This is a genomic window from Serratia quinivorans (assembly GCF_052113645.1).
Lineage (GTDB): Bacteria > Pseudomonadota > Gammaproteobacteria > Enterobacterales > Enterobacteriaceae > Serratia > Serratia quinivorans_B.
The window spans coordinates 1,033,436-1,054,316 of sequence record NZ_JBIEIU010000001.1 but is presented as its reverse complement, the minus strand read 5'-3'; the positions used below and the strand labels follow the sequence as shown (position 1 = coordinate 1,054,316).

The window sequence follows — 20,881 nt, the reverse complement described above, 5'->3', positions numbered from 1 at the left end:
AATTCAATGCAGGCGGTTATTTCAGGCCCAGGGCTTTGGCTACGCCGGCACCGTAATCCGGATGCACCTGGGTAAACAGAGCGACCTGACGACGCTGGATCTGTTCCGGCACCTGCGACAGCTCACCGGCGATGCGGGTAAACATGCGCTGATGCTCTTCGGCGCTCAACAGGTTGAACAAGGCGCGCGGCTGGCTGAAGTAATCCCCGTCCTCACGATGATTCCAGTGGTCGGCGGCACCTTCAATGCTCAACGGCGGCTCTCTAAAGTCCGGTTGCTCCTGGAACAGGCCAAAGCTGTTCGGCTCGTAGGTTGCCCCGTTGCCGCTGTTGCCGTCCACGCGCATCGCACCATCACGGTGATAGTTGTGGAACGGGCATTTCGCACCGTTTACCGGAATTTGATGGTGGTTCACGCCCAGACGGTAACGGTGTGCGTCCCCGTAAGAGAACAGACGGCCCTGTAGCATTTTGTCCGGCGAGAAACTGACCCCTGGCACCACGTTGGCCGGGTTAAACGCCACCTGTTCCACTTCTGCGAAGTAGTTTTCCGGGTTGCGGTGCAGTTCGAAGAAGCCAACGTCGATCAGCGGGTAATCGCCGTGCGGCCACACCTTGGTCAGATCAAACGGGTTGTATGGCGTTTGTGAAGCTTCGTGTTCCGGCATAATTTGGATTTGCAGCTTCCAGCGTGGGTAATCGCCCCGTTCGATGGCTTCATAAAGATCACGTTGCGAGCTTTCGCGGTCCTTGGCGATGATCGCTTCCGCTTCGTCGTCCATCAGGTTTTCAATGCCTTGTTCGCAGCGGAAGTGGAATTTCACCCAGAAGCGCTCGTTGTTGGCATTGATAAAGCTGAAGGTGTGGCTGCCGAAACCGTGCATATGGCGGTAGGATTTCGGAATGCCGCGATCGCTGAAGTCTATGGTCAGCTGGTGCAGGCTTTCCGGTGACAGCGAGAAGAAATCCCACTTATACGTCGGGTTACGCAGGTTCGTGCGCGGATCGCGTTTGACCACGTGGTTAAGATCGGGGAATTTCAGCGGATCGCGCAGATAGAACACTGGCGTATCGTTACCCACCAGATCCCAATTGCCTTCCTCGGTATAAAACTTCATCGCGAAGCCGCGAATGTCGCGCTCGGCGTCGGCGGCCCCACGCTCACCGGCTACGGTGGAGAAGCGGATGAACATGTCAGTCTGCTTGCCGATTTCAGAGAATATTTTTGCGCGGGTGTACTGAGTAATATCGTGGGTGACGGTAAAAGTGCCATAGGCGCCGGATCCTTTGGCGTGCATGCGGCGCTCGGGGATCACCTCACGGTCGAAATGGGCCAGCTTTTCCAGAAACCAAACGTCCTGTAGCAGCATCGGGCCGCGTTTGCCTGCGGTGATCACGTTATTATTATCGACAACCGGGGCCCCGGCTGCGGTGGTCAGTCCTTTCTTGCTCATCACTTGCTCCTTATCGTATTGCAATCGAGTGAAGACTCGGGCGACTTAAGCGTACAACATCATAATCCGGCAGGGCGTTTTCACCCTGACCTTGGTCAATGCCACTACTAGTTGTAGACCTATTAAACGTACTCGGCAAATAGGTCTGGGTTATCGTTGTTATTGCCATCAGGAATATGGCTTTTACTTGAAAAACTTTACATTTGTTTGATTACAGAAGCATTTTTCCGCTTTTATCCCTTAAGAACTGGTTGTGCTTTGGTATAGACTCGTGACGGTATTATTACGGGTTAACTCATATCATTCGTAACGGATGAAGCAGCAAGAGGGATAGACGATGAAGAAGACTTTGGTCGCCTGCGCGGCAAGCATGTTATTTGTGACCGGTGCGGCAAGTGCTATCAGCCTGTCCGGTGAGGCCGGGCAGCATTACACCAATCTCGGCTTCGGCCAGGACACCGGCAGCACCGGGTTGGGGCTGTCTGGCAACTGGGCACGCAGTGATCATGACGGCAATGTCGGCAGCCTGGGGCTGAATTTCGGCCTGCCGCTGGGGCCGTTGACCGCGACGGTCGGTGGCAAGGCGCTGTATCTGAGCCCGAAGGACGGTAAGAATGGCGGGGCATTGGCCCTGGGCGGCGGCCTGGACTGGGCTATCAGCCGTTCCTTCAGCCTGCATGGCGAAGGCTACTTTGCACCTGAGTCGCTGACCAGTGGTGTGAAAGCTTATAGCGAGGCCAGTGGCGGCCTGCGCTGGAATGTTTTCCGCCCGCTTAGCGTGGACGTGGGCTATCGCTACATTCAGATGCAAGGGAAGGACGGGCATCGTGACAATACGCTGGCCGATGGCCCTTATGTCGGCGTGGGTCTGAGCTTCTGATACAAATAACGAGGGGGCCGGCTGGCCCCCTCGTTTTACGGATAAATCTATTAGCCGACGGCCGGCAGGATACCGCTGGCGATGCCCACCTGAATGGCTATCACCGTTACCCCACAGACAAACACCAACGCCAGTGCCGGAGTTCCCCCCCAGACGCGGTATTTCGCCTGATGCTGCTGACGCGTTTTCCACACCAGCATTGACGGCAGTAACAACGCCAGCACCGCCAGCGCGATGGCGGCGAAACCCAGCGCCAGCACAAAACCACGCGGATAGAACAGGGCGAAAGCCAGCGGCGGCAAGAAGGTGATGGCGCCGGTCTGCAGACGGCCCCGCACGTTATCCTGGCGTTTGAACAAGTCGGCCAGGAAATCAAACAGTCCGAGTGCTACCCCCAGGAACGAGGTCGCCAGCGCCAGATCGGCAAACAAATGCACTGCAAGTTCGACGTGCGGAGAAGCCACGACGTCACGTACCGCCTGCAACAGACCGTTCAGACCGGCTTGTTGCGCCAAAATACCGACGAAAGTGGTGGAACTGATGCTGCCGAGCGTGGCCAACTGCCAGAAGATATAGGCCACCAAGGGAATAGCACTGCCGATAATGAACACCCAGCGCAGTTTGCGGATGTTGCCGCCCATGTAGTTAACGATGCTTGGCACGCTGCCGTGGAAGCCAAATGACGTGAAGATCACCGGGATGGCCGACAGCGCCAGCCCCTGTTCCAGTGGCAAGGTCATCAGGTTGGTTTGGTGGATATTGGGTAACATCAGGCCCAGCATGACGATCAGAAATACCACTTTGGCGCTGAACAGGATGCGGTTAAACAGATCGACCGAATGGGTACCGATGCAGACTACGCCGCCGGCTACCAGAGTAAACAGCAATACGCCGAGCGTGGTGGGGAAATCCTGCGACGTCCACTGGCTGATACTGGCCGCCAGTAATTCACCGGCACCGCTGATATAGGCGGCGGTCAGGGCGTACATCAGGAACATCATGCTAAAACTGGTCAGCCATTGCCCCCCGCCGCCGAGATAGCGTTTCGCCAGCGTGCCGAGCCCGGTATCCGCCTGTTCATGTTGATAGACTTCGACCAGCAGCAGTGCGGTATAACACATCAACAGCCACAGCCCGACCAACAGAGCCAACGTCACGCCGAAGCCTACGCCGGCTGCCGCCAGTGGCATTGCCAGCATCCCGGCACCGATGGTGGTTCCTGCTACGATAAAAACACTGCCAAGCGTGCGATTTTTCACGTTTTTCTCTATCAACCAAAGATTTTGGAAAATTATAGGTAACTGATTCTAAGTGCGGCAGGATAGTGGAAGGATTATTTTGTGTCAAACAGGCGTTACGGAGGCTGTTAATCTATGTTTACACATGAATGGGCCGCGTGAGGTCGCAAAAAAATGCCTTTAACGGAAATTATCCTGTGATGCCTAGTGAAAACTTATTTACAGGCTTCTATAGTGGAAAGATCAGAAAATGTGGGAGAGATCAATGTTAAGGGTGGAGATGCTCAGCACCGGTGATGAGGTGCTGCACGGGCAAATTATAGATACCAACGCCGCCTGGCTGGCAGACTATCTGTTCCAGCAGGGCATGCCGATGAGCGGCCGTGAAACGGTGGGGGACAGTCTCTCCTCTCTGATCGAAACATTGCAGGAGCGTAGCCATATCGCCGATGTGTTGATCGTTAACGGCGGCCTGGGGCCGACCAGTGACGATCTCAGCGCGCTGGCCGCAGCCACCGCCTGCGGCGTCGAACTGGTTGAGCAGGCTGAATGGATGGCGCGTATCGAGGCCTATTTTGCCGAACGCGGCCGGCCGATGGCGGCCTCAAACCGTAAACAAGCGCAGATCCCCGCTAACGCAGAGATGCTCGATAACCCGGTTGGCACCGCCTGTGGTTTCGCGTTGCAACTGAACCGGTGCATGATGTTTTTCACCCCTGGCGTACCTTCCGAATTCAAAGTGATGGTCGAGCAGCAAATCGTACCGCGCCTGCGTCAGCGTTTTACCTTGCCGGCGCCACCGCTGTGCCTGCGATTAACCACCTTTGGCACCTCGGAGAGCGATTTGGCTGCCGAACTGGATGGCATGCCGCTGCCGCCGGATGTCGTGCTGGGTTACCGTTCTTCCAGCCCGATCATTGAACTGAAGCTGACCGGCCCGGTAGCCCAGCGGGCGGAGATGGAAAAGGCGTGGGAGCGGGTTCGTCAGGTCGCGGGTGACAACACCCTGTTCGAAGGGACCCTCGGTCTGCCGGCCGCGCTGACGCAGCGGTTGGTTCAGAAAGGGCTGAAACTGGCGCTCAGTGAACAATTCAGCGCCGGGTTGATCAATCTGCAGCTGCAAAGCGAAGGCGCTCCGCTGGCCGGTGGCGAATTGTTGCCATCGCACTGCGTGGAAACTCTGGAAACTACGCTGGCACGTGCTCGTTCGTTGGCGGAACTGACCGGGGCGCAACTGGCATTGGCGGTCAGCGCCATGAGCGGCGACCAGGTGAGCATTGGGCTGTATACGCCAAAAGGCGGTATCGGGCAGACGGTACGTTATCGAGCTGCACGGCATAGCCTGCGTTTAAGGCAAGAGTCGGTGGCGATGCTGGCGCTAGACATGCTGCGGCGCTGGCTGAACGGTGGGCCGGTATGCGGCAGGAATGCCTGGCTGGAGACGCTGGAGATTATTGAGTAGAGAATGCTTGATGGCAGTGATATATCCCTTATTAATCATAATATTATAAGGGGTTATCGCGTTGCGTTCAGGCTGTTACAATCGCTGCGGGTGCTTGAGACTGTTCGTCTTGGGCATTGTGTGGCAAGGCGGATAGATGAAAGCCCCAAACTGACTATCAATCAGAATGGGGCTGCACATACCGCCCAGACACCGGTATGGTAGCCCCTTCACAGCAAGGAGGCAAGCATGCAGTTAAAGCATGTGTTTCACTCGTTAGCCGTTGTATGTATTACGATTCTGTTATTTCTCTGGATGATAAGAGACTCACTGTGTGAGTTGAAAATCTATCAGGAAAGTATCACGATTTTGATCAGGTTAGCTTGTGATGTGAAGCGGTAAATCATAGGGCGGGGGTAACCCCGCCTTCTGGTCTCCAGGCAGGGTTTCAGGCACCCAACCTTTCAGATTTCCAGCTCGATATCGGTGAGCGGCATACAGCAGCAAGGCAGGATCTCACCGTCGTTGATAAACGCCAGTGGTTGCTGGCGGTAGGTCACTTCACCTTTTACCAGCTTCAGACGGCAGGCACCGCAATAGCCGGAACGGCACTGGTATTCGACCTCAACGTCGTGCAATTCCAACACGTCGAGCAGGCAGTTTTCACTTTTGGGGCAGGGTAGCTGCGCACCCGTGGTACGCAGCGTCACGATTGATGAGGCCATCGCTTAGAGTTCGAAGTCGCTCAGGTCGTCGGCATGCACTTCAGAGTCGATCTGCCCTACCAGGTAGGAGCTGACTTCCACTTCTTGCGGCGCAACCTGTACGTTGTCGGACACTAACCAGGCGTTGATCCATGGGATCGGGTTAGAACGTGTTGCGAACGGCAGGCCGAGGCCAACTGCCTGCATGCGGATGTTGGTGATATATTCCACATACTGACACAGAATGTCTTTGTTCAGGCCGATCATCGAGCCGTCGCGGAACAGGTATTCTGCCCACTCTTTTTCTTGCTCGGCTGCCAACACGAACAGATCGTAGCACTGCTGCTGACACTCAACGGCGATTTCAGCCATCTCTGGGTCATCGGCACCGGAACGCATCAGGTTCAGCATGTGCTGGGTACCGGTCAGGTGCAAAGCTTCATCACGGGCAATCAGCTTGATGATTTTGGCATTACCTTCCATCAGCTCGCGTTCGGCGAAGGCAAATGAACAGGCGAAGCTGACGTAGAAACGGATGGCTTCCAGCGCGTTAACGCTCATCAGGCACAGGTAAAGCTGCTTTTTCAGCGCGCGCAGGCTAACGGTTACGGTGTTGCCGTTGACCTGATGCGTGCCTTCACCCAGCAGATGATAGTAGCCGGTCATCTCAATCAGATCGTCGTAGTAGCCGGAGATATCTTTCGCGCGCTTGAGGATCTCTTCGTTGGTGACGATATCGTCAAACACCAGCGCCGGATCGTTAACGATATTACGGATGATGTGGGTGTAAGAACGTGAGTGAATGGTCTCGGAGAATGACCAGGTTTCTACCCAGGTTTCCAGTTCCGGGATCGAGATCAGCGGCAACAGTGCCACGTTCGGGCTGCGGCCCTGGATCGAATCCAGCAGCGTCTGGTATTTCAGGTTGCTGATGAAAATGTGTTTTTCATGTTCCGGCAGTGCCTGATAGTCGATACGGTCACGGGAAACGTCAACTTCTTCCGGACGCCAGAAGAAGGACAGTTGCTTTTCAATCAGCTTTTCGAAAATTTCATGTTTTTGCTGATCGAAACGCGCAACGTTAACCGACTGGCCGAAGAACATCGGTTCCAGCAACTGATTGTTTTTATTCTGAGAAAATGTGGTGTAAGCCATAAGCCTGAGTCCATCGTATCGTGGCTAAATGAAGGGGCCGGAAGAGTTCCGGCCCGCTGTTTCAAACTTTAGATCTTGCAGGCGCCGCTTTCGCAGTCATCATCGCCGCTTTTCGCCGGCAGCAAATCTTCCTGCACATCTTCAGCACCGTCGCGGGTGTTCTGATAGTACAGCGTCTTGACACCAAACTTGTAGGTGGTGAGCAGGTCTTTCAACAGCTGCTTCATTGGCACCTTGCCGCCCGGGAAACGGGTCGGGTCATAGTTGGTATTGGCCGAGATCGACTGGTCGATAAACTTCTGCATCAGGCCGACCAGTTGCAGGTAACCGTCGTTGTTCGGCATTTCCCACAGCAGTTCGTAGTCGTTTTTCAGACGCTCATACTCTGGCACTACCTGGCGCAGAATGCCGTCTTTCGACGCTTTAATACTGATGTGGCCGCGTGGTGGCTCGATGCCGTTGGTGGCGTTGGAAATCTGCGAAGAGGTTTCCGAAGGCATCAACGCCGACAGGGTAGAGTTGCGCAGACCGGTTTCCTTGATCTCTTTACGCAGGGTTTCCCAGTCGTAGTGCAGTGGTTCCTGACAGATGACATCCAGATCTTTCTTGTAGGTGTCGATCGGCAGAATGCCCTGCGAATAGGTGGTTTCATTGAACCACGGGCAGGCGCCTTGTTCCTGAGCCAGACGGTTTGAAGCCTTCAGCAGGTAATACTGGATGGCTTCGAAAGTCTTGTGGGTCAGGGCGTTGGCACTGCCGTCGGAGTAACGCACGCCATTCTTCGCCAGGTAGTAAGCGTAGTTAATCACGCCGATACCCAGGGTACGGCGGCCCATGGCGCCACGGTAAGCGGCTTTGATTGGGTAGTCCTGGTAGTCCAACAGGGCGTCCAGTGCGCGCACTGCCAGGGTTGCCAGCTCTTCCAAATCGTCCAGGCTTTCGATGGCGCCCAGGTTAAAGGCGGACAGCGTACACAGGGCGATTTCGCCGTTTTCGTCGTTAACGTCGTCCAATGGTTTGGTCGGCAGGGCGATTTCCAGGCACAGGTTAGACTGACGTACCGGTGCGATCTGCGGATCAAACGGGCTGTGGGTGTTGCAGTGGTCGACGTTCTGGATGTAGATACGGCCGGTAGAGGCGCGTTCCTGCATCATCAGCGAGAACAGTTCGACCGCTTTCACGCGCTTCTGGCGGATGCTGTCGTCTTGCTCGTATTGAGTATACAGACGTTCGAATTCGTCCTGATCGGCGAAGAACGCGTCATACAGGCCTGGGACGTCCGATGGGCTGAACAGGGTGATGTCCTGGCCCTTGATCAGGCGCTGGTACATCAGGCGGTTCAACTGCACGCCGTAGTCCATATGGCGAACGCGGTTGCCTTCAACGCCACGGTTGTTTTTCAGCACCAGCAGGCTTTCAACTTCCAGATGCCACATTGGGTAGAACAGCGTCGCCGCTCCGCCACGTACGCCGCCCTGAGAACAGGACTTCACTGCGGTCTGGAAATGTTTGTAGAACGGGATGCAGCCGGTATGGAAGGCTTCGCCCCCGCGGATCGGGCTGCCCAGCGCACGGATGCGACCGGCGTTGATGCCGATGCCGGCGCGTTGCGAAACGTATTTCACAATGGCGCTGGAGGTGGCGTTGATTGAATCCAGGCTGTCACCGCACTCGATCAGCACGCAAGAGCTGAACTGGCGGGTTGGGGTGCGCACGCCGGACATGATTGGCGTAGGCAGTGAAATCTTGAAGGTGGAGATAGCGTCGTAGAAACGTTTAACGTAGTCCAGACGGGTTTCACGCGGATAGTTGGAGAACAGGCACGCGGCCACCAGGATATACAAGAACTGAGCGCTCTCGTAGATCTCGCCGCTGACGCGGTTCTGCACCAAATACTTCCCTTCCAACTGCTTAACGGCAGCGTAGGAGAAGTTCATATCACGCCAGTGATCGATAAAGGAGTCCATCTGCTCGAACTCTTCAGTGCTGTAGTCTTCCAGCAGATGCTTATCGTACTTGCCCATTTCTACCATGCGCGTCACGTGAGCGAGCAGCTTTGGCGGCTCGAACTGGTCGTAAGCTTTTTTACGCAGGTGGAAGATGGCGAGGCGAGCCGCCAGATACTGATAGTCCGGCGCGTCGCGCGAGATCAGATCGGCTGCTGCTTTGATAATGGTTTCATGAATATCAGCGGTTTTGATGCCGTCATAAAACTGAATATGAGAACGCAACTCTACTTGAGAAACCGAGACGTTGTTTAACCCTTCCGCGGCCCAGTCGATGACACGGTGGATTTTGTCGAGGTTGATGCGCTCTTTACGGCCATCGCGTTTAGTTACAAGCAGACTTTGGTTCATGTGGTGTTTTACCTGTCCGTATGGTGCCCCTAAGCAGAAGTGTAGTAGCTCTGCTCAGTATGTAAACACTATATATAGGGGTTGTATGTCGGTGAGGTAACAAGATAGTGAGAAAACAGGGCGTTTGCAAGTGAACAAAAGTGGCCTAATTTGTGGATAACTTGGGGGTGAAATGTGACTTGTCTTTCGCAGTGCTTGCTGTGACTGGCGCGACAAGCTTGTCAATAAGCGGGATAAGATTTTCCCTGTGATCACAAAAACGTGATCGTTTGCCGCTTTATTAAACGTTAGAAAAAAACGGCATATTGATCTGATTTAATATTCTTAAAAACTGTTTAAAACGCTTGTTTTGATCGAAAGCGTACAAATTAGGTATTTATCCTAATAAGGCGTGCGCACCGGAGCCGGCAGAGCCAGTCCCGGTGCGGGCCAGGGGGCTTAGCCTTCGTGCTGAGTATGTACCATATAGTTCACATCAACATTGCCACCCAGCTTGAAATGGTCGGTGAGCGGATTGTAATGCAGGCCAATCATGTGCTTTTCGCGCAGCGGCGTGCCGTCAATCCAGCCGATCAGTTCAGAAGGGCGGATGAATTTCTTATGGTCGTGAGTGCCCTGCGGCACCATCTTCAGAACATATTCCGCACCGATGACCGCCATCAGCCAGGCCTTGGTGTTGCGGTTGATAGTGGAGAAGAACACATGGCCGCCCGGTTTCACCAGATGAGCGCAGGCACGCACCACCGAAGCCGGATCGGGAACGTGCTCCAGCATTTCCATGCAGGTCACAACGTCATATTTCTGCGGGTTGGCCTGCGCATGGCTCTCCACCGTTTCCTGAACGTAATTCACATTCATGCCGGTTTCCAGCGCGTGTAACCGGGCAACTTGCAATGGCTCGGCGCCCATGTCCAATCCAGTGACTTTCGCGCCTTCACGCGCCATGCTTTCCGCCAAAATGCCGCCGCCGCAGCCAACGTCGAGTACGGTTTTGTCAAAAATGCCGCCTGAGCGCTGCAGGATGTAATTCAGGCGCAGCGGGTTGATGCGGTGCAGTGGCTTGAACTCACCTTCCAAATCCCACCAGCGTGAGGCCACGGCCTCGAACTTGGCGATTTCCTGATGGTCTACGTTTTGCGCTTGGCTGGATGATTCTGCATTCATGGGCGTATTTGGCTCCTGGTTCTCGTTGCGCGGATTATACATGTTCCGGCGCAGCGCCGTCTGCGCCGATGCATTTTTAGCGCACATATATGCACAATTTCCGTTAAACAGCGGCGGTTATTTTCCCGTAAAGCGTGCTTTGTGATATAGTTTTACACCTTTGCCACTATGGCAGCGGGCAGATGAATCATTAGTAGAGGGATAGCAGCTCCATGAGCGACCTTGCCAGAGAAATCACACCGGTAAACATCGAAGACGAGTTGAAAAATTCGTATCTGGACTACGCGATGTCCGTAATTGTCGGACGTGCGCTGCCAGATGTTCGTGATGGACTGAAGCCGGTACACCGCCGCGTTCTGTACGCGATGAGTGTATTGGGTAACGACTGGAATAAACCATACAAGAAATCGGCCCGTGTCGTCGGGGACGTTATCGGTAAATATCACCCACACGGTGACAGCGCGGTTTACGACACCATCGTACGTATGGCTCAACCGTTCTCACTGCGCTATATGCTGGTGGACGGCCAGGGCAACTTCGGTTCCGTCGATGGCGACTCCGCCGCGGCGATGCGTTACACCGAAGTGCGCATGTCCAAAATTGCTCACGAATTGCTGGCGGATCTGGAAAAAGAAACCGTCGACTTCGTGCCTAACTACGATGGCACCGAGCAGATCCCTGCCGTGATGCCAACCAAGATCCCGAACCTGCTGGTTAACGGCTCGTCGGGTATCGCCGTGGGCATGGCCACCAACATTCCGCCGCATAACCTGTCAGAGGTTATCAACGGCTGCCTGGCTTATATCGATGATGAAAACATCAGCATCGAAGGCCTGATGGAACACATCCCGGGGCCGGACTTTCCGACGGCGGCGATCATCAACGGTCGCCGTGGTATCGAAGAGGCCTACCGTACCGGGCGCGGTAAAATCTACCTGCGCGCACGCGCCGAAGTAGAAGCCGATGCCAAAACCGGTCGCGAAACCATCATTGTTCACGAGATCCCGTATCAGGTGAACAAGGCGCGTCTGATCGAGAAGATCGCCGAACTGGTCAAAGAAAAACGCGTGGAAGGCATCAGTGCACTGCGTGACGAGTCTGACAAAGACGGCATGCGTATCGTGGTTGAAATCAAACGCGATGCGGTCGGCGAAGTGGTACTGAACAACCTGTACTCGCTGACTCAGCTGCAGGTCACCTTCGGTATCAACATGGTGGCGTTGCATCAGGGCCAGCCGAAGTTGCTGAACCTGAAAGACATTTTGCAGGCGTTTGTTCGTCACCGTCGTGAAGTGGTTACCCGTCGTACCATCTTTGAACTGCGTAAAGCTCGCGATCGCGCCCATATCCTGGAAGCGTTGGCGATCGCCCTGGCGAACATCGATCCGATCATTGAATTGATCCGTCGTGCGCCAACCCCTTCAGAAGCTAAAGCGGGATTGGTTGCTCAGGCATGGGATCTTGGCAATGTCGCCTCCATGCTGGAGCGTGCCGGTGACAACGCTGCTCGCCCAGAGTGGCTGGAGCCGGAGTTCGGTATCCGTGACGGCAAATATCATCTGACCGAGCAGCAAGCTCAGGCGATTTTGGATCTGCGTCTGCAGAAACTGACCGGCCTGGAGCACGAAAAGCTGCTGGACGAGTATAAAGAACTGCTGACTGCCATCGCCGAGCTGATCTTTATTCTGGAAAACCCAGATCGTCTGATGGAAGTGATCCGCGAAGAGTTGGTGGCAGTTAAAGAGCTGTACAACGACGGCCGCCGTACCGAGATCACCGCCAACACTTCAGATATTAATATCGAAGACCTGATCAACCAGGAAGACGTGGTAGTTACGCTGTCGCACCAGGGCTATGTGAAGTATCAGCCGCTGAGCGACTATGAAGCGCAACGCCGTGGCGGTAAAGGCAAGTCAGCGGCACGTATCAAAGAAGAAGACTTTATCGATCGCCTGTTGGTGGCCAACACCCACGATACGATCCTGTGCTTCTCCAGCCGTGGTCGTCTGTACTGGATGAAGGTGTATCAACTGCCTGAAGCCAGCCGTGGCGCGCGCGGTCGTCCAATCGTCAACTTGTTGCCGTTGGAAGCCAATGAACGTATCACCGCCATTCTGCCGGTGCGCGAGTATGAAGAAGGGCGTCACGTGTTTATGGCGACCGCCAGCGGCACCGTGAAGAAAACGGCGTTGACCGATTTCAGCCGCCCACGCAGCGCCGGCATCATCGCCGTTAACCTCAATGAGGGTGACGAGCTGATTGGTGTTGACCTGACCGACGGCAGCAACGAAGTTATGCTGTTCTCCGCCAACGGTAAAGTGGTGCGCTTCCCAGAAACGCAGGTGCGTTCTATGGGCCGTACGGCTACCGGTGTGCGCGGTATTAATCTGGGCGAAGGCGACAGCGTTATTTCCCTGATTGTGCCACGTGGTGAAGGCGATATTCTGACCGTCACCCAGAACGGCTACGGTAAACGTACTGCGGTCACCGAATACCCAACCAAGTCACGCGCTACCCAAGGGGTTATCTCCATTAAGGTGAGCGAGCGTAATGGTCAGGTGGTGGGTGCGGTACAGGTGGATACTACCGATCAGATCATGATGATCACCGACGCCGGTACGCTGGTGCGTACTCGCGTATCGGAAGTCAGCGTGGTTGGCCGTAACACCCAGGGTGTGACGCTGATCCGTACTGCGGAAGACGAGAATGTCGTTGGTCTGCAGCGTGTTGCCGAACCGGTGGAAGACGAAGAGCTGGATAGCCTCGAACCGGGTGCGGAAGAAGTGGAAGAAGACGCAGCGCCGCTGGACGAAGGCGACGACGATTCTGAAGCGGTAGACGACGCGGATGATAACAACGCCTAAGCCGTAGTGGGCGGTATATCGCCCCTATTGCACAGATGAATACAGGGCCTGGCAGCGATGCTAGGCCCTTTTTCAGTTATATGGTTTAATTACCGGACTCAAGCCAGAGCTCTCGGCTCTGATATGAACGCGCTGGTCGCCACTCACTTTCGTATGGTATCCGATTGAAATATTTAGCCTCTTTTCGCACCACGTTAAAGATATCCCGCTATCTGTTCCGGGTGCTGGCGATAATGCTGTGGTCGTTGGGTGCCTTGCTCACCACCTTCTATATCCTGAATATCCTGCATCAGAAAGAATCTGATATCCGGCAGGACTACAATCTGAATTTTGATCAGGCACAGGGCTACATCCGTCATTCTGCCGATATCATTCGTGATATCAAATATATGGCGGAAAACCGCCTTAATGGCTCGGTCAGCAGCATGGATATGTTCAGCGGCATCTTTCCCGGCAAGAGTAACCCGCCGGAGTTTTTCCCGCTGTACCCTGAGTCTAACTGTTCTCTCAATATCACTTACCGCAGCTCGCTCAGTTCACTGAGCGGACTGATCCAGTACTGGAAAGAGAATTTCGTCGCGGCCTACGATCTCAACCGGGTATTTTTCATCGGTGGCGATAGCCTGTGCATGGCGGAATTCGGTGGCGGCAGCGGTGTGGCCAACCGAGCCGACGCGCTGAAAACCCTGCATGAGCGCATCCTTAAATATCGCAACGCCAAGAACCAGGATAAAGACAATAATCTTTACTGGGTCAGCCCAAGCCAGCAGCGGCCGGACGTCGGCTATCTGTATGTGCTGACGCCAATCTATATTGGCTCCAAGCTGGAAGCGTTGCTGGGCATTGAGCAGACGATACGTCTGGAAGACTTCGTGACCACCGGCAACCTGCCGATCGCCGTCACCCTGCTGGATGAGAACAACGAACCGATACTGCAGCTGGCGGATGGTGAGCGCAATGCGCAAGCGCCTGACAGTTATCCGACGGAACAAGCCTACTTTGGTTACGTCGATAATTACCGCGATCTCATCATGAAAAAGGCACTGCCGCCATCATCGCTCAGCATCGTGTATGCGGTGCCGGTGAAAACGGTGGTTGAGCGCTTCAAAATGTTGATCCTCAATGCGGTGCTGCTGAATCTGCTGTCCGCCATCGTGCTGTTCACCCTGGCCTGGTTGTTCGAGCGCAAAATGTTCCTGCCGGCGGAGGACAATGCCTTCCGGCTGGAGGAGCATGAACAGTTCAACCGCAAAATTGTCGCCTCGGCGCCGGTGGGGATTTGTATTCTGCGCATCAGCGACGGCACCAACATTCTGAGTAACGAACTGGCGCACAACTACATTAATCTGCTGACTCACGAAGACCGTGACCGCATTACACGCATCATCTGCGAACAGCAGGTGAATTTTGTCGATGTGATGACCAGCAATAACAATAACCTGCAAATCAGCTTCGTTCATTCCCGTTACCGTAATGAGGACGTGGCGATCTGTGTGCTGGTGGATGTCAGCGCCCGCGTGAAAATGGAAGAGTCGCTGCAAGAGATGGCCGCCGCGGCAGAGCAGGCCAGCCAATCCAAATCGATGTTCCTGGCAACCGTCAGCCACGAGCTGCGGACGCCGTTGTACGGCATCATCGGCAACCTCGATTTACTGCAGACCAAGGCGTTGCCACAGGGGGTTGATCGGCTGGTCAATGCGATGAACAACTCTTCCGGCCTGCTGTTGAAGATCATCAGCGACATTCTGGATTTCTCCAAAATTGAATCCGAGCAGTTGAAGATTGAACCGCGTGAATTCTCCTGCCTGGAGGTGATCACCCACATCGCCGGCAACTACTTGCCGTTGGTGGTGAAGAAGCGGTTGGGGCTGTACTGTTTCATCGAGCAAAACGTCCCGGAACGGATTTCCGGTGACCCGGTGCGACTGCAGCAGGTGTTGTCCAACCTGCTGAACAATGCCATTAAGTTCACCGATACCGGCTGTATTATTCTGCAAGTGTGCACGCGCGGCAGCTATCTGGAGTTCAGCGTTCGCGATACCGGGGTCGGCATTCCGGAGAAAGAAATTACCCGTCTGTTTGACCCGTTCTTCCAGGTGGGCAGCGGTGTACAGCGCCATTTCCAGGGAACCGGTCTGGGGTTGGCGATTTGCGAGAAGTTGATCAACATGATGGACGGCGACATCGCCGTTGAATCCGAGCCGGGATTAGGCAGCCTGTTTACCATCCGCATTCCCCTGTTTAGCGCCCAGTTCCCGATCCCGCAACCCAGCGATACCTGGCAAGGCAAAACGCTGTGGCTGGATATCCGCAACCAGCGGCTGGAAAGTTATCTGATGGCGATCCTGGGGGGATATGGCGCTACGGTAGTCCGTTATCAGGGGCAAGACACCACCGAAGGGGAGGTGATGCTCAGCGATCATCCGCTGATGGTCAATACGCCGCTGTTGGCGCAGATCCAATTTTCTATCGAGCACATTGGCCCGTCGCAGGAAACGCGACCGGGTTACTGGATGCACAGTACCTCGACGCCGCGTGAAACCCTGGTGCTGCTCAACCGCCTGTTTGGCACCCAAGATGAAAGCGGCAATACCCTGATGCAATTGCCGTTACCGGCCAAGGCCAGCCTGGTCGACAACGGTGATATTCATTTACTGGTGGTGGACGATCATCCGATCAACCGTCGGTTGCTGTCCGATCAGCTTAGCTCGTTGGGCTACCAGGTGGTGACGGCCAATGACGGGGTGGATGCGCTGGATGTGCTGAATCGCAATACCGTCGATATCGTGCTGACCGACGTCAACATGCCGAACATGGATGGGTATCGTCTGACTCAGCGCCTGCGTCAGTTGCACTTTACTTCACCGGTGATCGGCGTGACGGCGAATGCCCTGGCGGAAGAGAAACAGCGCTGTATTGAGGCGGGTATGGATAACTGCTTGTCGAAACCGGTAACGCTGGAAACGCTGGATCAAACATTGGCGTATTACAGTCAGCAGGTGCGCCGCCTGCGCACCGAGTCGGAAGACGCCTGAAAGTAAAAGGGCGCGGCATTTTGCCGCGCCCTCGTCACTTAACTACCGATATTTACTCTTTGTCCAGCGGTGCCATGCTGACGGAAGAGAGGTAGTTGAGCAGCGCAATATCGTTCTCGACACCCAGCTTCATCATCGCCGATTTCTTCTGGCTACTGATGGTTTTGATGCTGCGATTGAGTTTCTTGGCGATCTCGGTCACCAGGAAACCTTCGGCGAACAGGCGCAATACTTCGCTCTCTTTCGGCGACAGACGTTTGTCACCATAACCACTGGCGCTGATCCTCTCCAACAGCTTGGAGACGCTTTCCGGCGTGAACTTCTTGCCTTTTTGCAGTGCGGCCAGCGCTTTCGGCAGGTCGGTAGGCGCACCCTGTTTCAGTACGATACCTTCGATATCCAGATCCAGCACGGCGCTGAGAATTGCCGGGTTGTTGTTCATGGTCAGAACGATGATCGACAACTGCGGATAATGGCGTTTGATGTATTTGATCAGCGTAATGCCGTCGCCATATTTATCGCCCGGCATGGAAAGGTCGGTGATCAGTACGTTGGCGTCCAGCTTGGACAGATTGTTGATCAGTGCTGTTGAGTCTTCAAACTCCCCAACGACATTCACCCATTCAATTTGCTCAAGTGACTTCCGGATGCCAAACAATACGATAGGATGGTCATCAGCAATAATTACGTTCAGGTTATTCATGTTGTTGGCTACCTTGCTCCAGCAGTCTGCTGACGAAAAAATCAATCTGACTGATGTTATTCTCGATCTTGAGCGCATCACCGTCTGCGATGTGCTGTTCTAACGATTCACACAGTTGCTTGCCGGGAAGCAGATTTAACATGGCAAACACGCCTTTCAGGCGGTGTGCTGTCTGTGACAGAGCGTTGTAATCACTGCTGCCCGCCTCAGTATACAGTTTTTTGATATCATCGGGTACTGTATCGACAAACAGGCCATAGTAATCACTTGATTTCAATTGTTTTTCATAGGCTTGGATGTCATCCACGGTCAACGAAAGCGGGCTTTCCTGCTGTTCCAACGCGGCCATTTGCTGCTCAATCAGCATCAACACGGCGTCGATCATTGCACCACTCAGGTTATAGTTTACCCGAATATACCGTTTTTCAAGCTGCTGCCATCCCGCTTCATCACTGGTCAGCAGCAGGGTGTAATCGTCAGCCCTTTGCGGGTTGTCGGTCAGCAGCACGTCGTAGTCGCGATTAATCTGACGTTCATCGGCAATGATGCAGCTCGCGCCGTAGGCATGCAGCAAGTGGGTAACAATACCGCGCACTTCTTCAGACGTGATGTCCAACAGCGCGGTCACGCCGTCGAGCAGTTTTTCCTGTGCTTCCGTATCCTTTTTCTCCATTTCCATCGGCACGCGGATGGTGTAGCGGGTGCCGATATCCACCTTGCTGCGGATATCCAACTGGCCGTTGAGTTTTTTGCACAGCTGGTTGCACAGGAAGAAGGTGAGGCCGGAACCATGATTAAAGCGATCCACCAACGTCTGGCTAAGGAACGGATAGTTCAGGTTGCTGATTTCCTCGTTGGAAATGCCCGAGCCGGTATCATTGATGTGGAACACCAGGCGATCGGGATGCTCGGGTTCATGATCAACCACCAGCGAAATCTTGCCGTAGGCGGTCGTGATAATGGCGTAATGCACCAGCAGTGAGATCACCTTGCGCAATGCGTTAGCATCACCGATATATTGCTGTTCGACATCCAGCTGGAAATGATTGAACAACGACAGCCCTTTTTGATTGATGGCGGGCAGGGCCTCTCGCAACAACTCATCAATCAGGGCCGACGGGCTGAAGGGGTGGCGCGAAGGTTGCCAATCCTGGGTTTCCAGCCGGGTGAGCAGGGTGATGTTTTCAATCAACCCCAGCACCGACGACGATTGCGCGGTTAATTCTTTTAGCAGCGTTTGCTGCTGTTCTTCATCCGGTTGCGTGCGCAGGCGATCGGCCAGATCGTGCATTTGGCGCACCGGCTGGTTCAGCTCGATACCCAGATTATGCAGCATCAGTTTGCGCGCCTGCACGTTCTTGTCGTACTCGCGCTGCGCCTGCTGCAACCGCTTGTTTACCATCACTTCCTTGTCCTGATCGTTCAGCAGGAACAGATAGGTTTCCGGCGACAGTTGGCTGCGGAAGATGCGGATTTCATACACCTCGTTGTTGACCGTCGCCTGAATAACGCCATGATGCTGTTCGGCCATGTGGGCGATTTTTTGCAGGCTGAGGTGAGGCAGCAGGTGCTGGGCAATCTTATTGCTGGCGATCACCGTATTGCTGGCGAAGTTGTACACCAGCAGGCCGGAAGGCAGACTGGCGACGATCTCTTGATTCAGGGCGCGCTCGGCTTCCAATTCGACCGCCATGTTTTCGCTTGGGCGGATGTATTGGCGACGGATGAAGTAAATACCGGCCAGCGACAGCGCCAACAGCAACAGGTTGATGGCGATCAGCCAGATATTGTTACGCAGCAAATCAATCGCCAGGCTGATAGCGGAGACGCGGTAAACCACTTTCAGCGGTGCGTTAGGCAGGGGAGCGCTAAACTCTAACCAGTTACCGTTCATCGATATGCCGGTGTTGCTGGCCGTATCCATCGGCAGCGTGCCGTCGTCCAGATTGTTATCATCAGGCAGCAGCATAAAGCTGGCGCGCGCCATATTAATGGGAATGATGTCGTTAATCGGCAGATCGAAGGCGATCACCGTGGCCAAATGCCCCGGTTGGTTAAAGGTGGTGCGGATGGAAAATGAATAGGCATTCTGGAAGCGTTGCTTGCGCAAGGCAGAGAAGCTTTCACGCTCGTCGAGCATGTTTGCCTGTTGCAGCATTTCGGCCCGACGATCTTCCGCCGATGTGGTCAGGTAACTTTCTTTAAAGCGTGAGGCCAGCTCTTTTAACGGCTGAGTGGTGATCAGACTCAGGCTGTTGTCCTGGCCATTCAGGTAATACATGGCGTAATTTTCAGTCTTGGCGCCCCAGCGGGTATCCAGATAGTCTGAAATATTGGCGATCATCGCCAATGTCCCTTCTTCATGGCTGCCAAAAATGACTGCGTCGGTTTTCTTATGCGGCTTTTCCAGATAATAAACGTCCGGTCGCAGCCGGGTTTCCTGCAGGCTGGGGTCGACGTTCAGGGAGGGCGCATTGCCGTATTTGTCGTAAATCTGATAGGTGATGTAGCGATAGCTGTCGATGCGCTTTTGCAGCCCATTGGCGATGCTGTTCAGCGCGTATTTTTTCTCCGCCAGCCAAGCGTTGGTGTAGTTGTAGCCGTACAGGCCGATGGCAATCGTCAGCAGTACGGTGAATAACAGGAAGCAGCGGGTGATATTGCTCGAGCTAATGGTCAGTTGTTTATTTTGCATAGTTGACTGCGCATTCCTGAATCAACGGGTTACGGCCCGGGCGCTGGCGGTGACCGCCAAAAGTAAGACTGCAACGCAGGCAAAGGCTGCCGTCAGGCTGGAGAACTGGGCGATAAAGCCGATCAGCGCCGGACCGGCGAGAATGCCGGCATAGCCTACGGTGGTCACCGAGGCGATAGCCAGATTGGCGGGCATATCATGCTGATTGCCTGCTGCACTGAACAGAATCGGCACCACATTAGAGGCCCCCAATCCCACCAGCATAAACCCAATCAGCGAGACCATGGCGTTATTGAACACAATCGCCAGGCTCAGGCCAATGGCGGCACACAGGCTGCCGAGCAGTAATACCTTATATCTGCCCAGTCGGTTTACCACCCAATCGCCGTTCAGCCTGCCAATGGTCATGGTAATAGAGAACAGCGCGTAGCCTAATCCGGCCTGGCTGTGATCCACGCCGCGTAAGGTGGTGAGGAACAGGGCGCTCCAGTCGAGCATCGATCCTTCAGCCAGGAACATGATAAAGCACAGAATACCGATAAACATCACCCAGCCACGTGGCAGCACGAACATCGGGCCGCCTTCTTCGCCGCCGCTTTCGCGCAGCAAGTTTCGGCTGGCAAGCGCCAGCAGGGCAGCGATGGTTAAGACGGTGACGCAGGTTGCCAGCAAGGGGGACAGCCCCAGCCACAACATTATGCTGACGCCCCCGGCGCCGGCAATGCCGCCCACGCTGAAGAAACCATGAAAACCGGACATCATGGCCTTGCCGCTGGCACGTTCAACCACCACGGCCTGCACATTCATTGCCACATCGATCATGCCGATAGCCGCGCCAAACAGCAGCAGCGCCAATGCCATGCCCGTGGTGGTATCCATCAGCACCAGCAGCGGTAAGTCAATGCACAGCGCCAGGCCGGCGAGCAAGATCACCGGGCGACAGCCTAATCTGCCGGTCAGGTAACCGGTGAGTGGCATCGCCAACATCGAACCGGCACCAATGCACAGCAGCAGCAGACCCAGAGAGCCATCATCAATGCCGATGCGAGCTTTGGCAAACGGCACCAGTGGCGCCCAGGCGGCCATACCGAAACCGGCGACAAAAAAGGCTAATCGCGTGGCGAACTGAGCCGGTACGCCGGGTTTTTGCTGTTCATTGCACAAGGTGGAGGTCATGTAGGCATCAGGATCT

Annotated in this window: 14 protein-coding genes; 5 read left to right on the top strand and 9 right to left on the bottom strand. The window is 54.7% G+C overall.

The genetic code is table 11. The features are described from left to right. Positions 1 to 16: 16 nt before the first annotated feature. Positions 17 to 1,453, bottom strand: a complete 1,437-nt coding sequence (gene katA, locus ACGS9J_RS04805) for a catalase KatA (RefSeq protein ID WP_442229881.1) — start codon at positions 1,451 to 1,453, stop codon at positions 17 to 19. Between the two features lie 337 nt (positions 1,454 to 1,790). Here katA and ACGS9J_RS04800 point away from each other — a divergent pair, with 337 nt between their 5' ends. Next, positions 1,791 to 2,333, top strand: a complete 543-nt coding sequence (locus tag ACGS9J_RS04800; RefSeq protein ID WP_442229880.1) for a YfaZ family outer membrane protein — start codon at positions 1,791 to 1,793, stop codon at positions 2,331 to 2,333. Between the two features lie 50 nt (positions 2,334 to 2,383). Here the strand turns inward: ACGS9J_RS04800 and tyrP are convergent, their stop codons facing one another. Further along, entirely contained in the window at positions 2,384 to 3,592 is a 1,209-nt protein-coding gene (gene tyrP / locus ACGS9J_RS04795) for a tyrosine transporter TyrP (protein WP_442229879.1), read from the bottom strand. Between the two features lie 244 nt (positions 3,593 to 3,836). Between tyrP and ACGS9J_RS04790 the strand changes: the two genes are divergently transcribed. Continuing rightward, positions 3,837 to 5,033 (top strand): nicotinamide mononucleotide deamidase-related protein YfaY, encoded by a 1,197-nt coding sequence (locus tag ACGS9J_RS04790; RefSeq protein ID WP_442229878.1) that lies wholly within the window; start codon positions 3,837 to 3,839, stop codon positions 5,031 to 5,033. A 228-nt stretch (positions 5,034 to 5,261) separates the two neighbouring features. Beyond that, positions 5,262 to 5,414: a Hok/Gef family protein gene (locus ACGS9J_RS04785; RefSeq protein WP_442229877.1), complete on the top strand. Its 153-nt coding sequence runs from the start codon at positions 5,262 to 5,264 to the stop codon at positions 5,412 to 5,414. A 62-nt stretch (positions 5,415 to 5,476) separates the two neighbouring features. Here the strand turns inward: ACGS9J_RS04785 and yfaE are convergent, their stop codons facing one another. The 4 genes from yfaE to ubiG form a co-directional block, all read right to left on the bottom strand. Next, complete coding sequence (gene yfaE, locus ACGS9J_RS04780) at positions 5,477 to 5,737, bottom strand: class I ribonucleotide reductase maintenance protein YfaE (RefSeq protein WP_442229876.1); 261 nt, start codon at positions 5,735 to 5,737, stop codon at positions 5,477 to 5,479. Positions 5,738 to 5,740: 3 nt separating this feature from the next. Next, positions 5,741 to 6,871 carry a class Ia ribonucleoside-diphosphate reductase subunit beta gene (gene nrdB, locus ACGS9J_RS04775; protein WP_020827814.1) on the bottom strand — a complete coding sequence of 377 codons (1,131 nt, stop codon included), beginning with the start codon at positions 6,869 to 6,871 and terminating at the stop codon, positions 5,741 to 5,743. A 68-nt stretch (positions 6,872 to 6,939) separates the two neighbouring features. Further along, positions 6,940 to 9,228, bottom strand: coding sequence for a class 1a ribonucleoside-diphosphate reductase subunit alpha (gene nrdA, locus ACGS9J_RS04770; protein ID WP_442229875.1), 2,289 nt, complete (start codon positions 9,226 to 9,228; stop codon positions 6,940 to 6,942). Positions 9,229 to 9,666: 438 nt separating this feature from the next. Further along, positions 9,667 to 10,392: a bifunctional 2-polyprenyl-6-hydroxyphenol methylase/3-demethylubiquinol 3-O-methyltransferase UbiG gene (ubiG, locus tag ACGS9J_RS04765; protein ID WP_442229874.1), complete on the bottom strand. Its 726-nt coding sequence runs from the start codon at positions 10,390 to 10,392 to the stop codon at positions 9,667 to 9,669. 212 nt (positions 10,393 to 10,604) lie between these two features. On the opposite strand from ubiG, the gene gyrA reads away from it, so the two are divergent. Together gyrA and rcsC are read left to right on the top strand one after the other, a co-directional pair. Further along, the gene (gyrA, locus tag ACGS9J_RS04760) at positions 10,605 to 13,256 is read left to right on the top strand and encodes a DNA topoisomerase (ATP-hydrolyzing) subunit A (RefSeq protein ID WP_442229873.1); all 2,652 of its coding nucleotides are present in this window, start codon (positions 10,605 to 10,607) and stop codon (positions 13,254 to 13,256) included. 164 nt (positions 13,257 to 13,420) lie between these two features. Further along, positions 13,421 to 16,291 carry a two-component system sensor histidine kinase RcsC gene (rcsC, locus tag ACGS9J_RS04755; RefSeq protein WP_442229872.1) on the top strand — a complete coding sequence of 957 codons (2,871 nt, stop codon included), beginning with the start codon at positions 13,421 to 13,423 and terminating at the stop codon, positions 16,289 to 16,291. A gap of 52 nt (positions 16,292 to 16,343) precedes the next feature. Here the strand turns inward: rcsC and rcsB are convergent, their stop codons facing one another. The 3 genes from rcsB to ACGS9J_RS04740 are packed head-to-tail and all read right to left on the bottom strand — an operon-like array spanning position 16,344 to position 20,865. Continuing rightward, on the bottom strand, positions 16,344 to 16,994 hold the full coding sequence (gene rcsB / locus ACGS9J_RS04750; RefSeq protein WP_004947156.1) for a response regulator transcription factor RcsB: 651 nt from the start codon (positions 16,992 to 16,994) through the stop codon (positions 16,344 to 16,346). Then, positions 16,987 to 19,689, bottom strand: a complete 2,703-nt coding sequence (gene rcsD, locus ACGS9J_RS04745; protein WP_442229871.1) for a phosphotransferase RcsD — start codon at positions 19,687 to 19,689, stop codon at positions 16,987 to 16,989. Before rcsD ends, rcsB begins: the two co-directional genes overlap by 8 nt. Before the next feature lie 21 nt (positions 19,690 to 19,710). Then, positions 19,711 to 20,865: an MFS transporter gene (locus ACGS9J_RS04740; protein WP_442229870.1), complete on the bottom strand. Its 1,155-nt coding sequence runs from the start codon at positions 20,863 to 20,865 to the stop codon at positions 19,711 to 19,713. Positions 20,866 to 20,881 lie beyond the last annotated feature (16 nt).

Coding starts and splice junctions, on each gene's coding strand:
- ubiG (WP_442229874.1), bottom strand. CDS start 10,392: ATGAATGCAGAATCATCCAGCCAAGCGCAAAACGTAGACCATCAGGAA.
- ACGS9J_RS04790 (WP_442229878.1), top strand. CDS start 3,837: ATGTTAAGGGTGGAGATGCTCAGCACCGGTGATGAGGTGCTGCACGGG.
- katA (WP_442229881.1), bottom strand. CDS start 1,453: ATGAGCAAGAAAGGACTGACCACCGCAGCCGGGGCCCCGGTTGTCGAT.
- rcsD (WP_442229871.1), bottom strand. CDS start 19,689: ATGCAAAATAAACAACTGACCATTAGCTCGAGCAATATCACCCGCTGC.
- ACGS9J_RS04800 (WP_442229880.1), top strand. CDS start 1,791: ATGAAGAAGACTTTGGTCGCCTGCGCGGCAAGCATGTTATTTGTGACC.
- nrdA (WP_442229875.1), bottom strand. CDS start 9,228: ATGAACCAAAGTCTGCTTGTAACTAAACGCGATGGCCGTAAAGAGCGC.
- ACGS9J_RS04785 (WP_442229877.1), top strand. CDS start 5,262: ATGCAGTTAAAGCATGTGTTTCACTCGTTAGCCGTTGTATGTATTACG.
- gyrA (WP_442229873.1), top strand. CDS start 10,605: ATGAGCGACCTTGCCAGAGAAATCACACCGGTAAACATCGAAGACGAG.
- nrdB (WP_020827814.1), bottom strand. CDS start 6,871: ATGGCTTACACCACATTTTCTCAGAATAAAAACAATCAGTTGCTGGAA.
- ACGS9J_RS04740 (WP_442229870.1), bottom strand. CDS start 20,865: ATGACCTCCACCTTGTGCAATGAACAGCAAAAACCCGGCGTACCGGCT.
- yfaE (WP_442229876.1), bottom strand. CDS start 5,737: ATGGCCTCATCAATCGTGACGCTGCGTACCACGGGTGCGCAGCTACCC.
- rcsB (WP_004947156.1), bottom strand. CDS start 16,994: ATGAATAACCTGAACGTAATTATTGCTGATGACCATCCTATCGTATTG.